Here is a 22,065-nt window from a genome sequence, read left to right as displayed (position 1 = left end):
AATTACCACTGCTGTATCGTTGGGATAATGTACTAAAATCGGAGGGAAATATTTATAATGGAATGAAAGGCTAAGGCTTATACCGGTTCGAACTTTCGCGATGAAAGGGGCAAATCATCCCCTAAGAAAAGAAGGTGTTTCATTTCAAAGAGGAATTGGTTGTATTTTAAAAATAAATCGGGATTTGTAAAAGGGAATAGAGAACCTATTCGCCGGGATTGAACTCTTATTTCGAAATTTTAAAAATAGAGTTAGAGCCGATCGTAAAACTGATCACGTTATTCAACGATGATATCTTGTTCGGGCAAGGAATGCTTTTCTGTTAGCTCTTGAATTGTTAATTTAACCAGTTCATGTATTCCTGGTGTTTTTTTTACTGTTAATTGATGGATCCAATGGTTGGTATTCCGATCTGTAAATACATAAGTTTTATAAATATTATCATTAATCATACTACTTCAACAATATAATAACGTTTTTGTTGCATAAGGCCATTCATTACCGCTAACCTTCAGGAAATCTGATAGAAAGAACCAGGATAAGGGAAAGATATGTAACTTGTTTTAAGTTGTGGTGATGAATGGCTTAATAAATAGAGTCTATTTTGTTAGCAATCTGTGAAGAAAAAACTTTATTATAGATTCGTGAAATGTTGAGTAAGACTATGGAAATTAGAAAAGCTCAGATCAAATCGTTTTGCGATGGCAAATCCATAACTTACATACACGAAAGGAATCCCAGCTTTTTCGCTTTCAACCCGGTCGATGTCTGTATCTCCAACATATATAGGATTTTGTAGCTGATACTTGTCAATGAGCAGATGCATGTTATGGTGTTTAGGCATTAAATTGACTCCATAAGCCATCTCGTCTGTTATATAAGACTTTATTCCGGCTCTTTCCATGAACAAGGCGATCGTTCCCTTGGAACAATTACTCACTATAAATAATTTATGATTTTTCGAAAGCTCCTTTAATCCTTCCTGTGCTCCTGGATATAGGGTTCCACCACCTTGTTTAATCAGTTCCCATCGCTGTTGATTTACCGTATCTGAAATCTGCTGACGTACTTCATCACTATAGCTAGGGAATAACAGCTCCATAGCACTTTTCCCGTTTACACCCATAAGGGGTTTTAACTCTTCGGCAGTTAATGTCCGGTCTATGTCCAATTTTTTAAGACCACTGTTCCAGGCTTGCAAATATAAATCTGTTGGATCCCAAAGGGTTCCATCCATATCAAAAATGATACTATCAGGCTTTTTCATCAGGTGTAAAGTTCCGGTTTTTTTAAATGATAAAGGTTTGTCCTTTTTCAGGAATAGTAACTGAATAGCCATCCTGTTCCAATTGATCTTTCATAACCTCCATACTCTCAGGCTCTCCATGGACAAGGAAAATATTTTTTAATTGTTTTTTATCCTGGGCTTCTATGATATTGATTAAATCAGTATGGTCTGCATGTCCGCTTAAATTATCGGTTCGTTTTATAGTTGCATAAACCGCTAACTCCTTATCCCGCAGGTGTACAAATGGATCGCCCCGCAATAAACGATGCCCTAGCGTTCCTTTTGCGCTATAACCGACAAATAAAATGGTGCAATAGTAATTTTGAATATTGTGATACAGATGATCCTGAATTCGGCCTCCTTCAAGCATTCCTGCTGAAGAGACGATGATACAGGGCTCAAGGTAATTCGATATGGTCTTACTTTCTTTCATGCTTTGCACATAATAGAGATTATCGAATTCAAACTCATCTCCATTGCGCTTATAAAATGATGTAGCCTCTTCATTGAGCATGTCATGGTGCTTGCGAAAGATTTCAGTGGCATAATTGGCCATGGGACTGTCTACGAAAATCTTTACAGGTGGAAGTTTGCCAATGGAAAAAATCTTGTTCAGGGTGTAAACCAGCGCTTGAGTACGGCCAATACTAAATGCTGGAATAATTAGTCTTCCCGGATTTTTAATACAGGTTTCTTCAATCGTCCTGATAAGAACTTCTTCAATTGTTTCATCCCTGGAATGATAACGACCGCCGTAGGTCGATTCGCAAACAAGGAAATCTACTGCTGGAAGTTGTTGCGGATCAATAATGACCGGGTAGTTTTTACGGCCGAGATCTCCAGAGAATGCTATTTTCCGCTTTTGTCCAAACTCTGATACGGTAAAGATAACGGAGGCTGCTCCAAGTAAATGTCCTGAAGGGATGAGCTCAACCTCCACATCTCCGTTTAATCGAAATGGTTTATTGAAAGCAATGGTGACAAATTGTTCGGCTGTCTCCATAACATGTTTCTGTAGATACAGGGGGCGGGGACCACTTGAACCTCCACGGGAATGACGGTGTGATCTTTTACGCTGCTTTCCAAGGAAGATATTTACTGAATCAAGTAATAGGAGCTCTGCCAGGTCTGCAGTAGGAGCAGTACATAGAATTTGTCCTTCAAAACCCATACGTATTAGAGTAGGAAGATTGCCTGAATGGTCGATGTGGGCATGAGTTAAGATGACGACATCAATTTGTGCAGGGTTGAAAGGAAATGCTTCATTATCTTCCACTCGTGTACTGCGCTCGTAATCTAAACCGCAGTCAATTAGGATTTTATATTTATCAACTTCTAATAAATGCATGCTTCCGGTAACCTGTTTTGCCGCACCCCATATTGTTAATTTCATGTCCAGAATTATAAATAATATTGTAGAGTCAATTCAGGTAAATATATTAAAGCATTTTTATTCATAAAGGCTTGGATGGCCGTTATTTTGTAAAAAATGCGTTATTAAGCCGATAATACTGCTGATGAAAAACAGATTAGGCTTCGTATTGAAGATTGCTAAGATACTTATATAGGCCATTTTCCTTAGTCATCAACTCTACATGGGAGCCACTTTCTACAACTTTTCCTTTTTCAAGTACCAGAATAGTGTCAGCTTCACGGATGGTAGACAACCGATGTGCAATGATAATCGAGGTGCGGTTTTTCATCAGTACTTCCAACGCTTCCTGTACTAAACGTTCGGATTCGGAATCAAGGGAAGAAGTCGCTTCATCCAGAATTAATATAGCGGGATCCTTCAGTAATGCCCGGGCAATAGCGATACGTTGACGCTGTCCGCCCGATAATTTAATGCCTCGTTCCCCTACCAATGTGTTGTATCCCTCGGGTAAACCAGAAATAAAGTTATGTGCATTTGCCTGTTTGGCTGATTCAATGATTTCAGCATCCGAAGCGGTTAATTTGCCATAAGCGATATTTTCGCGGATAGATCCACCAAACAAAATGACATCCTGTGGTACAATAGCCACTTGATTCCGGATGTCGGTAAGTGGGTAAAGTTGGGATGGTTTTTCGTCAAATAAGATTTCTCCACCCTGAGGTTCATAAAATCGTAAGATTAAAGAAGCGATAGTTGATTTACCTGCACCGCTTGGACCTACAATAGCGACACGCTCTCCCGCTCTGGCTTGAAAGGAAACATCTTCAAGAACGGTGATTTCTTTACGGGTAGTGTAAGAGAAGCGAATATTTTTAAACGTCAGGTTACCCTTGAGTTTTGTTTTAGTTGCATTTTCGGATGCGATGATAGACACCGGTTCATTTTTTTCCTGTAAAATCTCAATTACTCTTTCAGTAGCACCAAGTGCTTTTTGAACATTTGCATACAACTCCGGGAATGTTCCCATGGCTGCACCTACAAATATCGAATATAAAATGTAAGTAGTGAGACCTCCTGGAGTCATGCTCCCTCCTGAAACCAACAGCGATCCATACCAGATTACAGCTACAATAGCTCCAAATAAGCAAAATATGATAAAGGATGCAAATCCACCTCGTAGTGTAGCACCTCTAAGTGCAATTTTTACTACTTCTCTTAGACTTTTATCGTATCGGTCAGCCTCATAAGCTTCATTTGCAAATGCTTTTACGGAACCTATTCCCTGCAGTGTTTCTTCTACTATGGTATTTGAATCGGCCAATTTGTCCTGAGCTTGTCTGGATATCTTGCGTATTTGTTTTCCAAACAATACTGCAGATATAACCAGCAGAGGTAAAATGGCAAGGTTAAATAGGGTAAGTTTTGGTGAAACCAGGATAAGAAGTGTAATGCCACCTACAAGCAGGATGATCTGTCGAATCATTTCTGCAAGTGTTGTAGTTATCGTATCTTGAATTTGTGATAAATCTGCCGACAAGCGGCTGTTTAATTCGCCTACTCTTCGACTTGCGAAAAAATCCATGGGTAAGGTAATCAATTTAAAAAAAGTATTTCTCCTGATATCTGCAATGGTCTTTTCTGCTACCTCAACAAAAAAGCGGATACGAAAAAAAGATACTATAGACTGAAAGAAAAGAATGACAAAAGAGATCTGTCCTATTGCGTTGATACTTTTTGGCATGAACCACTTTGTCGGCTCCCCTTTCGCTGCATCGATCATTGCTCCCAACAAAGCAGGAAAAGCTAATCCTGTTAAGCTGGAAAGTAGGAGAAAGACCAATCCGAAAATGAACTTCAAACGATATGGCCTGATATAAGACAGGAGACCGGAAGCTGTTTGGATGGATTGTTTATTTATTTTGGCTTTGTTAAGTTCCTGTTCAGGAGTAGTACCACTGTTAAATCTATTTCGAGCCATTGAATTTGTATATGATAACCTAAAATAGGTGTGCAAAAATACAAATTATCAAAAAGATGAAATCAGTAAAGAATCACCTGCACGTCATATTTAAACTTCAAACTTCTTCTTCTCGCTATGGGTAAAACTCTACAGTAACGATGTCATTGAGGTACAATCCAAGCAAACGACTTGCATTTCCTTTATTTATAGCGATTTCAAGATTGTTGCTGATACCAAATAGGCAAAGTTTTTCGCCTTCAGGAACTTCATTATAATGCCAGCTTAATTGCGTTATGGATTCACTTCTTTTGAAATTTAATTTAAACTTCCTGTTTCCCTGAACTTTAGAGAAAAGATCTTTTGAGATGTTGGTGATCACGTTTTGGAAGGAGTCAATATAGATGACGCTGGCCCGGATGATGTTCTTTTCAATAACCGGATGTAAATTAACCTTCTCCTGAAGATGTTCCACCGGAATTCCGATACTTTTTAGTGGATATCCGGCTGCAACGCTGCAGCATGCTTTAGTGAAAATATCTGTTAGCGGGAAGTGCAGATGTTTTAAGTCCTGAATAATATTTATTTCCACAATCTCAGTAGGTGCTTCTTCAAACATAAGGGAAAATATACCATTGTCAGAGCCCACAAAGTAATGTCCATGATACTGAAGGGCAAGATAACGCATGTTTTCATTATACACGCAATCTATACCAATAAGATGTACGGTTCCTTTTGGGAAATAATGAAATGCATTTTTTAAAACGAAAGCGGCCTGCGGAATGTTAAAGGCTGCAATATTATGTGTAATATCGACAATGTTTACATTTGGCAGTATACAGAGGATGCTTCCTTTGAGAGCAGCCTGATAAAAATCTTTGTCACCGAGATCGGTTGTTAAAGTAATTACAGCCATTAAAATGTGAATATTTATTATTATTCTTGTGATACGATAGTATCTGCAAATATTGAATTTTAATTGCATAATCAAACCAGGAAACTTTAAAAAAAGGAGAACTTGAACGAATTAAGGATTGATCTTGAAAACATAAACCCCGTAGTGCTTTGGGGACCTAATAACGACTATTTAGAGCTTATTAAAAGGCAATTTCCTAAAGTCAAGATGGTTGCACGAGGATCGGAATTGAAAGTGTTAGGTGATGAAACGGAGCTGATGCTATTTAAAAACCGTTTTGAGAAGGTCTATAATCATGTAGAGAAGTTCGATGCCCTTAGCGCTAACGATTTGGAGACGTTATTGGGTGCTAGTCTTTTCGCTGATTCAAGTGCTTCATCGATACTGGAGACACCTTTAGCAGGATCTGAACCCATCGTTTTCGGGCCAAATGGAATAGTGGTTAAAGCGCGTACGGCTAATCAGAGACGTATGGTGGAAAGTATTAATAAGAATGATATCTTATTTGCTATTGGACCTGCTGGAACAGGTAAAACGTATACAGCAGTAGCTCTGGCGGTAAGAGCTTTGAAGAATAAGGAAATTAAGCGAATTATATTAACAAGGCCCGCAGTTGAAGCCGGTGAAAACCTTGGTTTTCTTCCAGGGGACATGAAGGAGAAAATTGATCCTTATCTGCGTCCTTTATATGACGCACTGGATGATATGATTCCTGCGGATAAATTGAAGCTGTACATAGAAAATCGTACAATTGAAGTTGCCCCGCTGGCATTTATGAGAGGCAGAACGCTTGATAATTGTTTTGTTATTCTGGATGAAGCTCAGAATACAACGGATATGCAGCTTAAGATGTTTTTAACACGAATGGGTCCCACTGCGAAATTTATAGTGACAGGAGATATCACACAAGTGGATTTACCTAAAAAAATGCAATCGGGATTAACTAGTGCTTTGCGGATTCTTACTGATATCAAAGGGATTGAGATCATATATTTAAATGGGGATGATGTGGTTCGACATAAGCTTGTAAGGCGGATTCTTGAGGCATACGGGGATATTCAGAAACAATAAAGACTTTTTATTGCAAACTATATTGCTCTTCCGTTAGATTATTTGACAATATTTAATAATTTTGAGTTTACAAAACTCCAGAACTTTATTTAAACTTGATTTCTATTCAGATGACTGTAATAAATGAAACTCACTTTAATTTTCCAGGACAAACGAAATTTTACAAAGGTAAAGTTCGTGACGTATATACAATAGGTGACCATTATATAGTCATGATCGTTAGTGATCGTGTTTCTGCATTCGATGTAATTCTGCCAGATGCTATACCTTATAAAGGTCAGGTGTTAAATCAAATTGCTGCAAAATCTTTAAAAGCTACAGAGGATATTTTACCTAATTGGTTGATTGATATTCCGGATCCCAATGTTACCATTGGAAAAATATGCGACCCGTTTAAAGTAGAAATGGTGATTCGTGGATACCTTGCCGGACATGCATTAAGAGAATACCAGGACGGAAAGCGGTTTGTTTGCGGTGTATCTTTGCCTGAAGGCTTGAAAGAAAATGACAGATTAGCAGCGCCAATTATTACACCTACTACAAAAGCTTCAATAGGTCATGATGAAGATATCTCAAGAGAAGATATTATTACCAGAGGAATTGTAGCAGAAGATGACTATTTGCAGATTGAACAATTTACGCGTAGACTGTTTCAAAGGGGAACAGATATTGCCGCAGAACGTGGTTTAATTCTTGTTGATACTAAATATGAGTTTGGGAAAGCCATTGATGGTAAGATTTATCTGATCGATGAAATTCATACTCCAGATTCATCCAGGTATTTTTATAAAGATACTTATCAGCAGCTTCAGGATGAAACAAAACCTCAACGTCAGTTATCTAAAGAGTTTTTAAGACAATGGCTGATAGAAAATGGCTTTCAGGGTAAGGAAGGGCAGAAGGTGCCTTTTATGTCAGCAGAAGTAATCCAGTCCATTTCTGATCGGTATGTGGAACTTTATGAACAGATTACAGGGGATAAATTCAGGAAAGGTAGTACAGACCAAATCAATGAACGTATTGAAGCGAATGTAATCGAAAGCTTAAAACGTTTAAGTTAATCGTATCAACAATAGAGCAATAGTACCTCTAACCATAATAGTGATGAAATTTACAATTGACAAGCAAGAAAAGTATATATTATTTAAATTGGATGAACCGAGGCTAAATAGCCTTATTTCACCAAAACTAAAGTCTGAACTTATACTCATCAATAAACAGGGAATTCGAAATATTATATTGGATCTGTCCGTAGTTTTATATTCGGATTCTTCCGGTTTAAGCAGCTTGTTAGTGGGGAACCGGTTGTGTAAAAATTCTGAGGGTAGTTTTATTATAACCGGCATAAGCGAGCATGTGGAACGCTTGATTAATATTTCGCAACTTCAAACTGTTTTAAGTTTAACGCCTTCTGTTGAAGAAGGAATAGATTTATTATATATGGAAGAAATGGAAAGAGATTTAAACAGAGGGGCAGAATAAGTACTGTATACATGCATGAGGTTTGACGTAACGATCCTAGGAAGTAGTTCAGCGACTCCCATTTTCAATAGAAATCCGAGTGCGCAGGTATTAAATATTAATGAGCGTCTTTTTTTGATTGACTGTGGCGAAGGAACTCAGCAGCAGCTTCTTAAAAATGGTATCAAAGCACAAAGAATAAATCATATTTTTATAAGTCATCTTCATGGCGATCATTATCTTGGTTTGGTAGGATTGCTATCTTCGCTGCATTTATATGGAAGAATACGTGCAATGGAAATTTTTGGCCCTCCGGAACTAAAAGAAATTTTGGATATCCAGTTTAAATATTCGCAAACTAACTTGCGTTATCCTATTGAATTTTACGCTACTCAAACAGAAAGGTCTGCTTTGATCTATGAAAATCCTGACATCAGAGTAGAGAGTTTTCCATTAGAACATCGTATTCCCTGTACAGGTTTTAGATTCAGTGAAAAGAATCGTCTACCCAAAATTATAAGAGAGAAAGTAGAAGAATTAAATATTCCTGTCGATGTTATTCCTCTAATTAAAAAGGGTGCTGATTATACAGATGAGACTGGTGTAGTTTATAAGGCAAGTGATTTAACTCTTGCAGCGGATGCACCAAAATCATATGCCTATTGTTCAGATACAGTTTGTAACTGGAAATATATCGATCAGATAAGGGGCGTTGATACTTTATATCATGAAGCTACATTTATGAATGATATGGCAGACCGGGCTGCCGAAACGTTCCATACTACAGCTTTACAAGCTGCGGAAGTGGCTAGGTTCGCTGGTGTTAAACAATTGCTTCTCGGGCATTTTTCTGCGCGTTACAGGGAGCTGGAGCCTTTACAAGATGAGGCTCGTACAGTTTTTGCTAATTCCAGATTAGCCTTGGAAGGCCAAACTTTCGTGATCTAAACGAACTAGTCTTTTTTGCCTCCGAAAACAGAGAAGCTTACATATCTTTTAGGATGTGTTTTTAAGTCAATCATAAGGTTGTCCAGATTTTTAGACGCATTGTTTAAATTGTTATACAAGCTATCATCATTGACAAGTTTTCCTATTGAGCCTTTTCCTGAGTTAACCTTATTGATTGCGGTTTGTAAATCCAATATAGCTTTATCCGCATTGTGTACGGTTTGCTCAAAATTTGATCGTGCAACCTGATCTGTTATGTTTTCCAGATTCGTCATTATATTGCTTACTCTTTGATTGTTGCTTTTGAAGTTTGCTGAAATGGACTCTGCATTAGCGAAAATAGCGTTAAGGCGATTGTTTTGACTTCCTACAATACCATCCACTCTTTGTGTTGTAGTTTCCAATGTGTGCATAATATTTGCGATACTAGCGAAGCTTTTATTGAAGTTACCTTGGAATTCTGGGTTAATTGTATTGTTCAAAGAAGTTAAAATTGAATCTAGTTTTGTTACCAATTGTTCGGCTTTCTCCTGTACAGGTTTTACCTGTTGCATTAGATTCTGTTCAATATTTCCTTTCAAAGTGTCACCGGTCTCTGCATAGGTGTTGCTATTTCCTATAGCAAATACAATGGCTTTCCCTCCAAGAAGGCTTGTGCTTTCAAGTCGAGCAATTGTGTTGATCGGAATATCATAATCCGAATTGATTTTAAGTTGTGCCTCAATCTTTCCGGATTTATTCAGCGAAAGTTTAGATACACGGCCAATTTCGAAACCATTTACTAAAACAGGGTTGGATACTACCAATCCCTCTACATTATCATAACTTGTATAAAATAGCTTTTCACTTGAAAAGACATCATTTCCTTTTAGAAAGCTATATCCAATAACTAAAACAGCAATTGAAACAGTGGCAAGGATTCCAACTTTGGTCTCGTTAGTAATCTTCATAAGTAATAAGGTATTTTTATATATTTAATTTAATCAAAGTTCGACGTGCTTTTTATAAGCCTGAATTGCTTTTAACAAAGAAGAGACAATTTCGTTTTGACCATTTTCGGAAGTTATGTATTCTTCTTCCTCCGGATTGCTTATAAATCCTATTTCTGTCAGAATCGCTGGCATACCTGCTTTAGCTAAAACAGCCAGACTTTGTTCCTTAACTCCACGGTCAACTCTTCCTGTTGCGGCATACTCTTGCTGCACTAAAGACGCAAGTCGAATGCTTTGATCGCGGTAAGAGTTTTTTAACAACGATAAAATAATGAAACTTTCGGGATCCTTGGGATCATATCCTCCATAGTTTTCCTGATAATTATTTTCAAGTAAAATAGAGGCGTTCTCTCGTACGGCTGTATTTTGTTCGCCTAATCTATTAAATCCGGATACGAAAGTTTCTACACCCTTTGTGGCAGCTCTGTTTCTCATATTATAGGGCATGGAATTGCAATGAATAGAGATAAATATATCTGCTTTTATGCGGTTAGCCATCCCTATTCGTTCATATAAAGGTATAAAAACGTCGTCTTGACGCGTGTAAACAACCTTGATATCACTGTTGCTATCGGTTAAAGCTTTGCCTAATCGTAGTGCAACTTGCAGTGCAACGTCTTTTTCTTTAGCAGTTAACCCTCTTGTTGCTCCATCTTTTCCACCATGACCTGCATCAATTACGATGGTCTTTATACGATAAGAGGGATGTTCAGAGTTATATTGAAATGAAACAAGTGGGTAAACCAGGAACAATAATAGTAAAGCGTAAATCGATCTCTTCAATGGCATTATTTTCATTATTTTTGGAGCTGTAAGATACAATTGTAAAAGTACAATTCATTGTTAGATTTGAAATTCGTCAGAAGCTATTTTGTGAGATATATATTCATTCTCTTTTCATTGCTGGTTAGTGTAAAACTAATCGCTCAACCTACTATCAAACCTAACCGAACTATTAGTTCCGATACGGTAAAAATCGATTCCAGCATAACTGACACCACTAAAACGGACAGTTTAGAAAAAAATTCTAAATCAGATTTAAATTCTGAAATCAAGTACTCAGCTGAAGACTCAATTCGTTTTAGTATTGATGGAAATACGATCTATTTATTCGGTAAAGGTCGTGTCTCATATGAGGATTTGGAACTTGACGCTGATTATATCAGAATTGATCAGAAAAATAAATTATTGTTTGCGCGTGGTATAAAAGATAAGAATGGTGTTTACCGTGGGCGTCCTATATTTAAACAGGGCACAGATGAACCGGTTACAACAGATTCTTTGTTTTTTAATTTTGAAACCAAAAAAGGGAAACTGTATGGGACAGCAACTTCTATGGATGGTGGGTTTATACAGGCTCGTCAATCAAAAAAGAATCAATACAATGAAGTATCTATAAAAAATGGAATTTACAGTACTTGTAGTCTTCCTGAACCTTATACCCATTTTGGCATACATATTACAAAGGGGCTGATTACTGATAAACAAGTAATCAGTGGTCCGGCATATTTAGAAATTGAGCATATTCCACTACCAATAGGCCTCCCTTTTGGGTTTTTCCCAAAAATGAATAAACGCGCTTCCGGTTTCCGGTTTCCCAGTTTTGGTGAAGATGCAAACAGGGGCTTTTATATGCAGGGGATAGGCTGGTATTTAGGTCTGAACGATTATTGGGATGCAGATATTTTGGGAACAATTTACAGTAAAGGTTCCTATGACTTAACTACAGCTGCTAGGTATAAGGTAAATTATAAATACAGTGGAAGCGTAAACCTGAGTTATTCTTCTATAAGAGATCCTAATGGGGTGGAAGGAACACCTAGCAACAGTGCCTCAAAACAATTTAATGTTCAATGGACGCACTCACAGGATCAATCTGCCAATCCTGGAACAACATTAAGCGCGAATGTTAATTTTGGAACTAGTTCTTACTTTCAGCAGACAGGTGCCGCCGGAACGTATGACTATAACTCTTTGATTAAGAATAGCATGTCGTCCAGTGTAGCTTATGGCAGAACATTTTTTGATGGTTTATTTAATTTTACATCTGCCTTAAGAAGTAATCAGGATATAAGCGCTAAAACAGTCAGTCTTACCTTACCTCAGTATAGTTTAAGTATGACTACTTTGAATCCCTTCGATTCAAAAGATCGGGTTGGAGAGCAGAAATGGTATCAGAAGATTGCTGTAGGCTATAGTTCTGAAGGATCAAATTCTTTCAACGGTCAGGAAACCGGATTATTTAAAAAGGAAAATCTCAAAAAGTTTCAAAATGGTATCAGCCATAATATCCCTGTTAGCTTATCATTAAATGCACTAAAAGTTCTGCAGTTCAATACTAGCGTGTCCTATGCAGAAAGGTGGTCTTTCCAAACCGTGCACAAATCATTGGATGTCAGCAACAAAATTGTCACCGATACGGTACAGGGTTTTGCCCGTAACTATAATTATAGCTTTAACGGTGGGTTTTCAACAAAGGTTTATGGAATGAAAACTTTCAAAAAAGGCAATCTCGTTGCATTGAGACATGTAATGACGCCTTCTGTTAATTTTAACTATACACCTGATTTCAGCGATTCTAAATATGGTTTCTATGAAGACATCACCAAATCTACTGGTGCAGCGCTTTCCGATTCAGTAAGAAGAGCATTAAGATATTCCCGGTTTGAAGGTACTGTTTATGGTGGCCCTGGTATAGGCCGAAGTGCATCAATCGGATTTTCAATTGATAACAACATTGAAGCTAAAGTTAAATCCAAGAGTGATACAAGTACCGCTTATGAAAAGATTCCAATTATACAAGGTTTGTCTTTTTCTGGGAATTATAATTTTGTTGCCGACTCGATGAATCTGTCTACCATCAGCTTTGGTGGCCGAACAGCATTTTTTAAACAAAAAATAGGTCTAAACTTTTCGGGTGTATTTGATCCCTACCAGGTCGTCAATATTGAAGGAAATCCAATTCGAATTAATAAATATATGTTTGAAAATGGAAAGTTAGCCAGGTTGACCAGCTTTACTATGTCTACTGATTTTAGTTTTAATTCCGCCGCAATGAAAAAAAGGAATGACGAGCTTAGACAGAAAGAGGATGACCCCAATATAACGCCTTCGCAGCAGCAGGACATCCGTAATATTTTAAATAACCCTAATTATTATGTTGACTTTACAGTGCCTTGGAACTTCAGCGCGTCGTATAGCTTCAATTACTCTAATGCTGGGTTGAGATCAGTAATCACCAATACTTTAAATTTTAACGGTGATTTAAGTGTTACCCCGAAGTGGAAAGTTCAGTTCAACTCAGGTTATGACTTTCGGGCAAAGGAAATAAGTTTAACACGATTTACAATAAACCGTGACTTGCATTGCTGGGATATGTCATTTGGCTGGACTCCTTTTGGAATGTACAAGAGTTACAGTTTTGATATAAGGGTCAGAGCCTCCATTCTTCAGGATCTGAAATTGAAAAAAAGAAGTGCACTACCACTAAATTATTAACATGCTTGCAGAGATTATTACAATAGGTGATGAAATACTAATCGGTCAGATTGTGGATACGAATTCCGCATGGATCGCTACAAAGCTAAATGAGAATGGCGTACGCATTAAGCAAATTACATCTGTTTCGGATGAAAAAGAACACATATTAGAGGCCTTGCATGCGGCGTCAAAAAGGGCAGATCTTATTATTATCACAGGGGGACTGGGGCCTACAAATGACGACATTACAAAGAAGACATTAGCTGGGTATTTTAATGTAGGATTCAAAAGAGATGAAGGGGCACTTGAAGATGTTAAAAGGGTCTTTGCAGCCCATAATCGCCCCCTGATTGCTATTAACGAACAACAGGCTGATGTTCCGGATAACTGTACCGTTTTAAGAAATAAAAATGGTACAGCACCAGGGATGTGGTTTGAGGATCAATCTAAAATTTATGTCTCCCTGCCCGGCGTACCATTTGAAATGATGTATCTTATCGAAGAAGAGGTCTTGCCTAGAGTGAAAGCCTTCTTCCAGCTTTCTGCAATCGTGCATCATACTATTCTGACTGCTGGGCTCGGGGAATCTTTCCTTGCAGAAACCATTGCATCTATCGAAAATAAACTTCCTGCTCATATCAAACTGGCTTATCTTCCTAAACTTGGACAAGTTAGATTACGCTTAAGTGCTTATGGGGAAAATAAAGACCTACTAAAGGTAGAAGTTCAGCAATTTGTCGATGAAATCGTCGCGCTTATTCCCGAATATGTGGTCATCAGTGAAGATAAACCTCTGGAGAAGGCTGTATTGGATGTTTTGAAAGAAAAGAACCTGAAACTTTCAATTGCTGAAAGCTGCACCGGAGGTTATTTGTCTCATTTATTTACTCAACATAGTGGCTCGAGTGCCGTGTTTTTAGGCGGAGCAGTAACCTATTCGAATGAGTTAAAAGAAAAAATGCTAGGTGTTAAGACTGAAACACTGGTTAAATATGGCGCTGTAAGTGAGGAAACAGTTATAGAAATGGCTCAGGGTGCCCTCCGTAATTATGCTTCAAATTACGCTATTGCCATAAGCGGAATCGCAGGTCCGGACGGTGGAACGCAAGACAAGCCGGTTGGTACAGTGTGGGTTGCAGTTTCAGGTAAATCAAAAACAATCACTCAAAAGTATAAATTTCCAGGAAGGCGGATTCAAAACATTGAGCGTGCCGCTATAAATTCAATTATCTTACTTCTTAAATTAGTTCGGGAAGAATACGCTTAAGTGCTAAAAAGGTGTAATTTTGCAGCTATTCCCAATTACAACTCGTATGGCTCAATTTGAATTAGTTCTTCCGAAAATGGGTGAAAGTGTTGCCGAAGCCACTATCATAAAATGGCTTAAAAATCCTGGTGATATGATCCAAGAAGATGAACCTGTGGTAGAGATTGCTACAGATAAGGTCGATTCTGAAGTTCCCTCTCCCATTTCAGGCAAGTTAATATCTCAATCATTTAAAATAGATGATATTGTTAATGTTGGAGCTGTTTTAGCTTTGATTGAAACGGAAGAAATTACCCCTCCTGTATCAGAAATAGCGAAACCTCTTCAAAATACTGCTCCCGTACCGGATGAAGCAGAAATTAAAGCGCCTGGAATTGATCAGGTATTTCCGGAAAAATCAGTACATATTAATTTTGAAAATGCCTCCCGATTCTACTCTCCTCTAGTCAAAAGTATTGCTGCTGAAGAAGGAATATCTCTGGAACAGCTTGATGAAATTACAGGAACTGGTTTAGAGAACCGGGTAACCAAGCAAGATATTTTAGATTATATCAAGGAGCATAAAAAGCCTGCAATCTATCAACAGCAAGTCGAGGCACAACCAACAACAGAAGTTAAACCAGATTCTCTCTCTGATGCCCCATCTCCGGTATTTCAGACTGCTTCATTTTCAGGTGGCGATGAAATAATTGAAATGGATCGTATGCGCCGAATGATTGCAGAGCATATGGTCATGAGTAAACAAACTGCACCTCATGTAACCTCTTTCATAGAAGCAGATGTAACTAACATAGTCAAATGGAGAGAGAGGATTAAATCCTCTTTTGAAAAGCGCGAAGGACAGAAATTGACCTATACACCTATCTTCATCCAGGCTGTTGCAAAGGCGATCAGTGAAATGCCTATGATCAATGTATCGGTTAAAGGAACTCAAATCATAAAAAAGAAAAATATTAATATTGGAATGGCGGCTGCCTTACCATCAGGAAACTTAATTGTTCCGGTGATTAAAAATGCAGACCAACTTAGTCTGATTGGATTAACACGCGCGGTGAATGACCTTGCTAGTAGGGCCCGTGCAAATAAACTATTACCTGATGATGTTCAGGATGGAACGTTTACCTTGACTAATATCGGTTCATTTGGCAATGTAATGGGTGTGCCTATTATTAATCAACCACAGGTCGCTATATTGGCTGTAGGTGCTATTCAGAAGAAGCCAGCTGTCATGGAAACGGAATTTGGAGATGTAATAGCAATCCGTCATAAAATGTTTTTATCCATGTCCTATGACCATCGTGTGGTAGACGGTGCATTGGGTGGAATGTTTATTAAAAGGGTAGCAGAGTATCTCGAAAACTGGGATATGAATTATACGATCTAGAATAATGATCCTCATCATTTTATACAAGGAGCAAAACTGTTCTTTTGCATCAAATACAAGAAATGATGAGAATTTTTTATTTAAAATGTACATTGCTCGCTTTAATCCTTCTAGCTTTTCCTGGAATTACTGGCCAAGTTTTTGCCCAAACTGTCGAAAAAGAAGAAACAGAAAAAGAGCAAGGATATAAGATTACCGTAGCAATGGGCCATGCCCATGTTCATGAAGGGATTGCAGAGGGTGATAAAAAGTGGTTAGTAATGGCTTCTTGGGCAATGAATGTGGACTATGTACTCAACTCGCACTGGGCAGTAGGGTTACATAATGACCTTATTCTGGAAGACTTTGCTGTTGAAGAGCACCTGAATAATGAAGATAACATGGTGCTGGAACGATCTACTCCAATTTCAACAAAAGTTGTGGGCACTTATAAACCAGGTAAGCACCTTGGTTTTATGTTAGGCGCTGGTGAGGAATTTGCTAAAGAGGAAAATCTTTTTCTTTCCACTGCAGGATTAGACTATGGCTGGCACTTAAAAGGAGGATGGGAAGTAGGAGCAGAGCTTTCTTATGATGTAAAATGGAAATCTTACGACACCTGGATCCTCGGATTTGGTGTTAGTAAATTTATAGACGGGCATCGCCGTCACAAACATATATAATTAAAAAACCATGTCTTAAAAAGTAAGACATGGTTTTTTGTTTTAATTATATACCGTTCCAAATTTTGATCTCACATCTGATAAGATCTGCTTGATACTTTCTTCATGCGTCTTTTGACAAATTAATAAGGTATTATTCGATTCCACAACAATGTAATCATCCAGTCCCTGTAATATCACCAGTTTATTCTTAGGTACTTTAACCATGCAATTGGATGAATCATACATCATCACCTTGTCTGATGGAATTACTGCGTTTCCTAAATAATCTTTTTCTGCCAATTCATAAACTGAAGACCAGGTACCTAAATCTGACCAGCCAAAGTCAGTAGGAAGCACATACATATTAGGTGCCTTCTCCATAATTCCATAATCAATGGAAATATTGGTACATTGATAATAAGCATGATGGATGAATGCGTTTTCCATTGGAGTATTCAATTTATCGGCACCCTCCTTGAAAATATCATTCAATTCAGGCAAGAACTCATCAAATGCCAGCAGAATTGAATTCACTGACCATACAAAAATACCTGCATTCCATAGGAAATCGCCACTCTGAACAAACGTTTTTGCCAATTCCATATTAGGCTTTTCAGTAAACGTTTTAACCTTATGATAATCACTCTCGATAGTCTGCGATGTATATTGAATATAACCGTAGTGAATATCCGGACGGTAAGGCTTAATTCCCAATGTGATTAAACAGTTATTTCTGGATGCAACCTCCAACGAAAGAAGAATGTTTTTTGTAAACTCTTCAATGTCCAGAATCAAGTGATCTGATGGAGATACTACTATTGCTGCATCCGGATTTAATAAACTGATCTTATGACTCGCATAGGCAATGCAAGGAGCGGTACTCTTCATAATAGGTTCTCCAAGAATTTGATCTGGAGATATGCCAGGTAATTGCTGCCTAACCAATGGTATATAAATATCGTTAGTGGCTATGTAAATATTTTCCGCTGGAATTATCTTTAAAAAGCGCTCATAAGTTTGTTGAATAAGCGTTTTACCTGTTCCCAGAATATCCAGAAATTGTTTTGGATGTGCAGATTGACTGATTGGCCAGAATCTGCTTCCGATTCCACCTGCCATTATAATGGCATAATAGTTCTTCATCTTCGCTATATAGGTTAAATAATACCTTCTCTTAATAAATCATGCAAATGTATAATACCTTTATAGATATTTGCCTCCACAACGATTAACTGTGTGATATTATTTGTGCGCATCAGCGCGAGGGCATTAACAGCTAATTCATCACTTTCTATTGTCCTGGGCGAATCATACATAATGTCTTTTGCTTTTATTCCATTTACTGATTCATATTTCTCCATCATTCTCCGGATATCACCATCTGTAATAATACCCTTAATGATTTGATCCTCAATAACAGTGACAGCTCCTAAACGATTTTTAGTAATTTCTATTATCACTTCTTTCACTGAAGCTTCCGGACTTATACATGGCTTTTCATTATGGATATAGAGGTCAGATACCTTTAAGTATAACCGTTTTCCTAATGATCCTCCAGGATGATAACGGGCAAAATCTGCCCGGCTGAACCCTCTTGTTTCCAGTAGGCAAATGGCAAGAATGTCACCCATAACAATTTGAGCAGTAGTGCTTGAGGTAGGGGTAAGGTTAAGCGGACAGGCTTCTTTTTCAACCGTAGTGTCTAGTACAAGATCAGCCTGGTGTGCCAGGAAGGAATCCAAGTCACCAACCATGCCAATAAGTTTGTTACCTGCTAGTTTTAATAACGGAATCAAAACTTTAATCTCTGGCGTATTGCCGCTTTTTGAAATACAGATTACAATGTCATCATCCTGAATGATTCCAAGGTCACCATGTATGGCATCTCCTGCATGCATAAAAATAGCTGGTGTCCCCGTAGAATTAAGTGTAGCAACAATCTTTTGTGCAATTAATGCACTTTTGCCTACACCTGTAATTATTACGCGCCCTTTGCTTATTAATATAGTTTGGATAATAACACAAAAGTCATTATTCAATTTGGCTAAAAGTCCGGAAACTCCCTCAAGTTCAGTCTGAAGTGTTCTTTTTGCAATCTGTAATATGTTCTCAGTAGCTTTCAATTGGAAATTATTTTAGAAATAGATACTATTTAACGGCAAAAATATGTTATTTTGGGGTTAAGTTTAGGTTTTCTAAATTTTTCCTAAGAGGACAATGGAGATTAAAAAATCATTATTTGATAATTTACAGAATTTTTTCGGCTTTGATAATTTTAAAGGCGAGCAAGAAGCGATAATCACTAATATCATACAAAGAAGGGACACCTTCGTAATTATGCCCACGGGCGGCGGCAAATCAATATGTTATCAGTTACCGGCATTAATGAGTGAAGGTACTGCTATTGTCATTTCACCACTAATAGCACTGATGAAAAATCAGGTAGATCAGTTAAGAGCATTTGGTGGCACAGAAAGTATCGCCCATTTTTTGAACTCATCGCTTAATAAGTCTGAGATCATAAAGGTGAAGCAAGACGTTTTAAGTGGAGAGACTAAATTATTATACGTCGCTCCGGAATCACTATCCAAACCTGAGAACATCGATTTCTTGCGTTTGATTACGATCTCTTTCGTAGCCGTAGATGAAGCGCATTGTATTTCTGAATGGGGACATGATTTTCGTCCCGAATATAGAAGGATCCGTCAGGTAATTAGTAATATTGGCGACAATATACCAATTATAGCACTCACAGCCACCGCAACTCCAAAAGTACAGCAGGATATTGTTAAGAATCTTCAAATGAATGATTCAACCTTATTCAAATCATCTTTCAACAGACCAAACCTTTATTACGAAGTGCGTATCAAAAGGAATGTCGTAAAGGAAATTGTACGGTTTATCAACACCCACGCCGGTAAGTCTGGAATTATATATTGTTTAAGCCGTAAGAAGGTAGAGGAAATTTCAGAAGCTTTAAATCTGAATGGTATAAAATCACTTCCGTATCATGCTGGTCTTGACCCTAAAACAAGAGCCGATACACAGGATAAATTTCTTATGGAAGATGTAGATGTCATTGTGGCAACCATCGCTTTTGGTATGGGAATAGACAAACCTGATGTACGGTTTGTTATTCATCATGACATCCCCAAAAGTATGGAAGGATACTATCAGGAAACAGGGCGCGCAGGTAGGGATGGTGGCGAAGGCGTTTGTGTCGCATTTTACTCTGAAAAAGATGTCGATAAACTGGCCAAGTTCATGAAGGACAAACCTGTTGCCGAAAGAGAAATTGGTACACAGATTTTAAAAGAAGTAATTGATTATGCCGAATCAGCAGTATGCAGACGCAAGCAGATCCTGCATTATTTCGGTGAAAACTTCGATGATGCAGGTTGTAATTGCATGTGCGACAACTGCCGTTCCCAACGTACTTTCTTTGATGCCAGTGAGAAATTAAGGAATACCCTGATTATGATCCGTGAGTTGGGTGAGAAATTTGACGATCAGCATATTATCAATATATTGATGGGAGTTGATACTTCACAGATCACCGCTTATAATCATAATAAACTTCCTTATTTTGGAAGTGGTAAGAATGACGGTCTTCAAGTTTGGAAATCTTTGATGCGTCAGGCATTGTTAAATAATTACCTGTCTAAGGATATCGATAACTATGGTTTACTGCGCTTAACAAAATCAGGAAATGGTTTTATCGACAATCCGCATTCACTTAAGTTTGTATTAAATAAACAAATGGAATTAGCTGAAGATGATTCAGATGATGCCGCACAACAGGGAGGAGGAACTATTGATGTGGAACTCTTAAAAATGCTGAAGGATCTTCGTAAGAAGATGGCAAAGCAAAAGGTTCTGCCGCCATTTGTTATTTTTCAGGATCCTTCTCTTGATGAAATGTGCACGCACTATCCAATCTCATTAGAAGAATTGAAACAAATTCAAGGTGTTGGACAAGGGAAAGCAATGAAGTTCGGTGCTCCTTTTGTTGCCCTCATCAGTAAGTATGTAGAAGAGAATGAAATAGACCGGCCTATCGATCTTATCATTAAGAGTGCTGCCAATAAATCTGCTCTTAAAGTCTCTATCATACAAAATATAGACCGCCATATCGCTCTGGATGATATCGCCTCTTCCAAGGGAATCTCGTATGAAGATATCCTTCGTGAAGTAGAATCTATCGTGAACTCAGGTACGAAGCTGAATCTGAACTATTATATCGACGAGATGATCGATGAGGATCGCCAGGATGAAGTATATGATTACTTTAAGACTGCGGAAGTAGATTCTATCGACAACGCCTTAAAAGAGCTGGGAACCGATGACTATACACGTGAAGAACTTCAGCTCATGCGAATTAAATTTTTATCTGAATTAGGAAACTAATGATCAATCAAATTCCTCGTATCCGTAACACGGATACCAATAATTTTTTTCTTATGGCTGGCCCCTGTGCAATAGAAGGGGAGGACATGGCTCTTAAAATAGCTGAACGGATCGTAATTATTACCGAAAAGCTGAAAATACCCTTTATATTCAAGGGGTCCTACCGAAAAGCAAACCGCTCCAGATCCGATGCATTTACAGGTATCGGTGATGAAAAAGCACTCAAAATCCTGGCTAAGGTAGGCAGTGAATTTGGAATTCCCACAGTTACCGATATTCATGAAAGTCATGAAGCTGCCATGGCAGCTTGTTATGTAGATGTTTTACAGATCCCCGCCTTCTTATGCCGCCAAACTGATCTGCTTATTGCTGCTGCCCAAACTGGTAAAACGATCAACATTAAAAAGGGACAGTTTCTTTCCGCCTCTGCAATGGAATTTGCAGTAGAAAAAGTCAGGGACTCCGGAAACTCCAATATTATTTTAACGGACAGGGGAAATACATTTGGTTACCAGGACCTTATCGTAGACTTTCGGGGGATTCCTGAAATGAGGTCTTTTGGCGTTCCTGTAGTGATGGATTGTACTCATTCATTGCAGCAGCCTAATCAGCCAAATGGAATTACAGGAGGGAAACCCGGCCTTATTGCTACGATCGCTAAAGCAGCCATTGCTGTAGGTGCGGATGGTTTGTTTATTGAAACCCATCCCGACCCTTTAAATGCTAAATCTGATGGTGCAAATATGCTTCATCTTGATTCTTTGGAACATTTATTAGAGAAGTTAATACGAATCAGGCAAGCTATTATATAGCTTTTTTGCCTTTAAACAGTATATTTGGATTAGCTTTAATTTTAAAAATAAGTACATACTATA

At 38.0% G+C, this 22,065-nt stretch carries 19 protein-coding genes; 10 read left to right on the top strand and 9 right to left on the bottom strand.

The window, feature by feature from the left end; genetic code table 11:
- Window positions 1-278 precede the first annotated feature (278 nt).
- From BFL47_RS19665 to BFL47_RS00370, 5 genes are all read right to left on the bottom strand, one after another.
- Complete coding sequence (locus BFL47_RS19665; protein WP_170827236.1) at window positions 279-452, bottom strand: hypothetical protein; 174 nt, start codon at window positions 450-452, stop codon at window positions 279-281.
- A 182-nt stretch (window positions 453-634) separates the two neighbouring features.
- Window positions 635-1,267, bottom strand: coding sequence for an HAD family hydrolase (locus BFL47_RS00385; RefSeq protein WP_069658026.1), 633 nt, complete (start codon window positions 1,265-1,267; stop codon window positions 635-637).
- Between the two features lie 22 nt (window positions 1,268-1,289).
- Window positions 1,290-2,681 (bottom strand): MBL fold metallo-hydrolase, encoded by a 1,392-nt coding sequence (locus BFL47_RS00380; protein ID WP_069657810.1) that lies wholly within the window; start codon window positions 2,679-2,681, stop codon window positions 1,290-1,292.
- 136 nt (window positions 2,682-2,817) lie between these two features.
- Window positions 2,818-4,641: an ABC transporter ATP-binding protein gene (locus BFL47_RS00375; protein WP_069657809.1), complete on the bottom strand. Its 1,824-nt coding sequence runs from the start codon at window positions 4,639-4,641 to the stop codon at window positions 2,818-2,820.
- 115 nt (window positions 4,642-4,756) lie between these two features.
- A complete protein-coding gene (locus BFL47_RS00370; RefSeq protein ID WP_069657808.1) occupies window positions 4,757-5,536 on the bottom strand; it encodes an SAM hydrolase/SAM-dependent halogenase family protein in 780 nt (259 codons plus the stop codon).
- A 102-nt stretch (window positions 5,537-5,638) separates the two neighbouring features.
- Here BFL47_RS00370 and BFL47_RS00365 point away from each other — a divergent pair, with 102 nt between their 5' ends.
- The 4 genes from BFL47_RS00365 to BFL47_RS00350 all read left to right on the top strand — a co-directional run bounded on the left by BFL47_RS00365 (window position 5,639) and on the right by BFL47_RS00350 (window position 9,016).
- Window positions 5,639-6,607, top strand: coding sequence for a PhoH family protein (locus BFL47_RS00365; RefSeq protein ID WP_069657807.1), 969 nt, complete (start codon window positions 5,639-5,641; stop codon window positions 6,605-6,607).
- Window positions 6,608-6,717: 110 nt separating this feature from the next.
- Entirely contained in the window at window positions 6,718-7,668 is a 951-nt protein-coding gene (locus tag BFL47_RS00360) for a phosphoribosylaminoimidazolesuccinocarboxamide synthase (RefSeq protein ID WP_069657806.1), read from the top strand.
- Between the two features lie 43 nt (window positions 7,669-7,711).
- Window positions 7,712-8,089, top strand: a complete 378-nt coding sequence (locus tag BFL47_RS00355; protein WP_069657805.1) for an STAS domain-containing protein — start codon at window positions 7,712-7,714, stop codon at window positions 8,087-8,089.
- A gap of 15 nt (window positions 8,090-8,104) precedes the next feature.
- Window positions 8,105-9,016: a ribonuclease Z gene (locus BFL47_RS00350; RefSeq protein WP_069657804.1), complete on the top strand. Its 912-nt coding sequence runs from the start codon at window positions 8,105-8,107 to the stop codon at window positions 9,014-9,016.
- Window positions 9,017-9,021: 5 nt separating this feature from the next.
- Here BFL47_RS00350 and BFL47_RS00345 read toward each other — a convergent pair whose 3' ends face one another.
- Together BFL47_RS00345 and BFL47_RS00340 are read right to left on the bottom strand one after the other, a co-directional pair.
- Entirely contained in the window at window positions 9,022-9,966 is a 945-nt protein-coding gene (locus BFL47_RS00345; protein WP_069657803.1) for an MlaD family protein, read from the bottom strand.
- A 33-nt stretch (window positions 9,967-9,999) separates the two neighbouring features.
- A complete protein-coding gene (locus tag BFL47_RS00340; protein WP_245681259.1) occupies window positions 10,000-10,797 on the bottom strand; it encodes an N-acetylmuramoyl-L-alanine amidase family protein in 798 nt (265 codons plus the stop codon).
- An 84-nt stretch (window positions 10,798-10,881) separates the two neighbouring features.
- On the opposite strand from BFL47_RS00340, the gene BFL47_RS00335 reads away from it, so the two are divergent.
- From BFL47_RS00335 to BFL47_RS00320, 4 genes are all read left to right on the top strand, one after another.
- The gene (locus BFL47_RS00335; RefSeq protein WP_245681258.1) at window positions 10,882-13,506 is read left to right on the top strand and encodes a putative LPS assembly protein LptD; all 2,625 of its coding nucleotides are present in this window, start codon (window positions 10,882-10,884) and stop codon (window positions 13,504-13,506) included.
- A gap of 1 nt (window position 13,507) precedes the next feature.
- Complete coding sequence (locus BFL47_RS00330; RefSeq protein ID WP_069657800.1) at window positions 13,508-14,755, top strand: competence/damage-inducible protein A; 1,248 nt, start codon at window positions 13,508-13,510, stop codon at window positions 14,753-14,755.
- 46 nt (window positions 14,756-14,801) lie between these two features.
- Window positions 14,802-16,139 (top strand): dihydrolipoamide acetyltransferase family protein, encoded by a 1,338-nt coding sequence (locus BFL47_RS00325; protein ID WP_069657799.1) that lies wholly within the window; start codon window positions 14,802-14,804, stop codon window positions 16,137-16,139.
- 62 nt (window positions 16,140-16,201) lie between these two features.
- Window positions 16,202-16,801 (top strand): hypothetical protein, encoded by a 600-nt coding sequence (locus BFL47_RS00320; protein ID WP_139125711.1) that lies wholly within the window; start codon window positions 16,202-16,204, stop codon window positions 16,799-16,801.
- A gap of 42 nt (window positions 16,802-16,843) precedes the next feature.
- On the opposite strand, the gene BFL47_RS00315 is transcribed toward BFL47_RS00320, so the two are convergent.
- Together BFL47_RS00315 and BFL47_RS00310 are read right to left on the bottom strand one after the other, a co-directional pair.
- The gene (locus BFL47_RS00315; RefSeq protein WP_069657797.1) at window positions 16,844-17,926 is read right to left on the bottom strand and encodes a mannose-1-phosphate guanylyltransferase; all 1,083 of its coding nucleotides are present in this window, start codon (window positions 17,924-17,926) and stop codon (window positions 16,844-16,846) included.
- Window positions 17,927-17,940: 14 nt separating this feature from the next.
- Window positions 17,941-18,906: a KpsF/GutQ family sugar-phosphate isomerase gene (locus BFL47_RS00310; protein WP_069657796.1), complete on the bottom strand. Its 966-nt coding sequence runs from the start codon at window positions 18,904-18,906 to the stop codon at window positions 17,941-17,943.
- A gap of 94 nt (window positions 18,907-19,000) precedes the next feature.
- Here BFL47_RS00310 and recQ point away from each other — a divergent pair, with 94 nt between their 5' ends.
- Entirely contained in the window at window positions 19,001-21,190 is a 2,190-nt protein-coding gene (gene recQ / locus BFL47_RS00305) for a DNA helicase RecQ (RefSeq protein WP_069657795.1), read from the top strand.
- Window positions 21,190-22,002 (top strand): 3-deoxy-8-phosphooctulonate synthase, encoded by an 813-nt coding sequence (kdsA, locus tag BFL47_RS00300; RefSeq protein ID WP_069657794.1) that lies wholly within the window; start codon window positions 21,190-21,192, stop codon window positions 22,000-22,002. The genes recQ and kdsA overlap by 1 nt, the downstream gene beginning before the upstream one ends.
- Window positions 22,003-22,065 lie beyond the last annotated feature (63 nt).

Origin of the sequence: Arcticibacter eurypsychrophilus, assembly GCF_001730525.1 — a bacterium.
Taxonomy (GTDB): Bacteria; Bacteroidota; Bacteroidia; order Sphingobacteriales; family Sphingobacteriaceae; genus Arcticibacter; species Arcticibacter eurypsychrophilus.
This window is presented reverse-complemented; position numbering and strand designations above follow the sequence as displayed.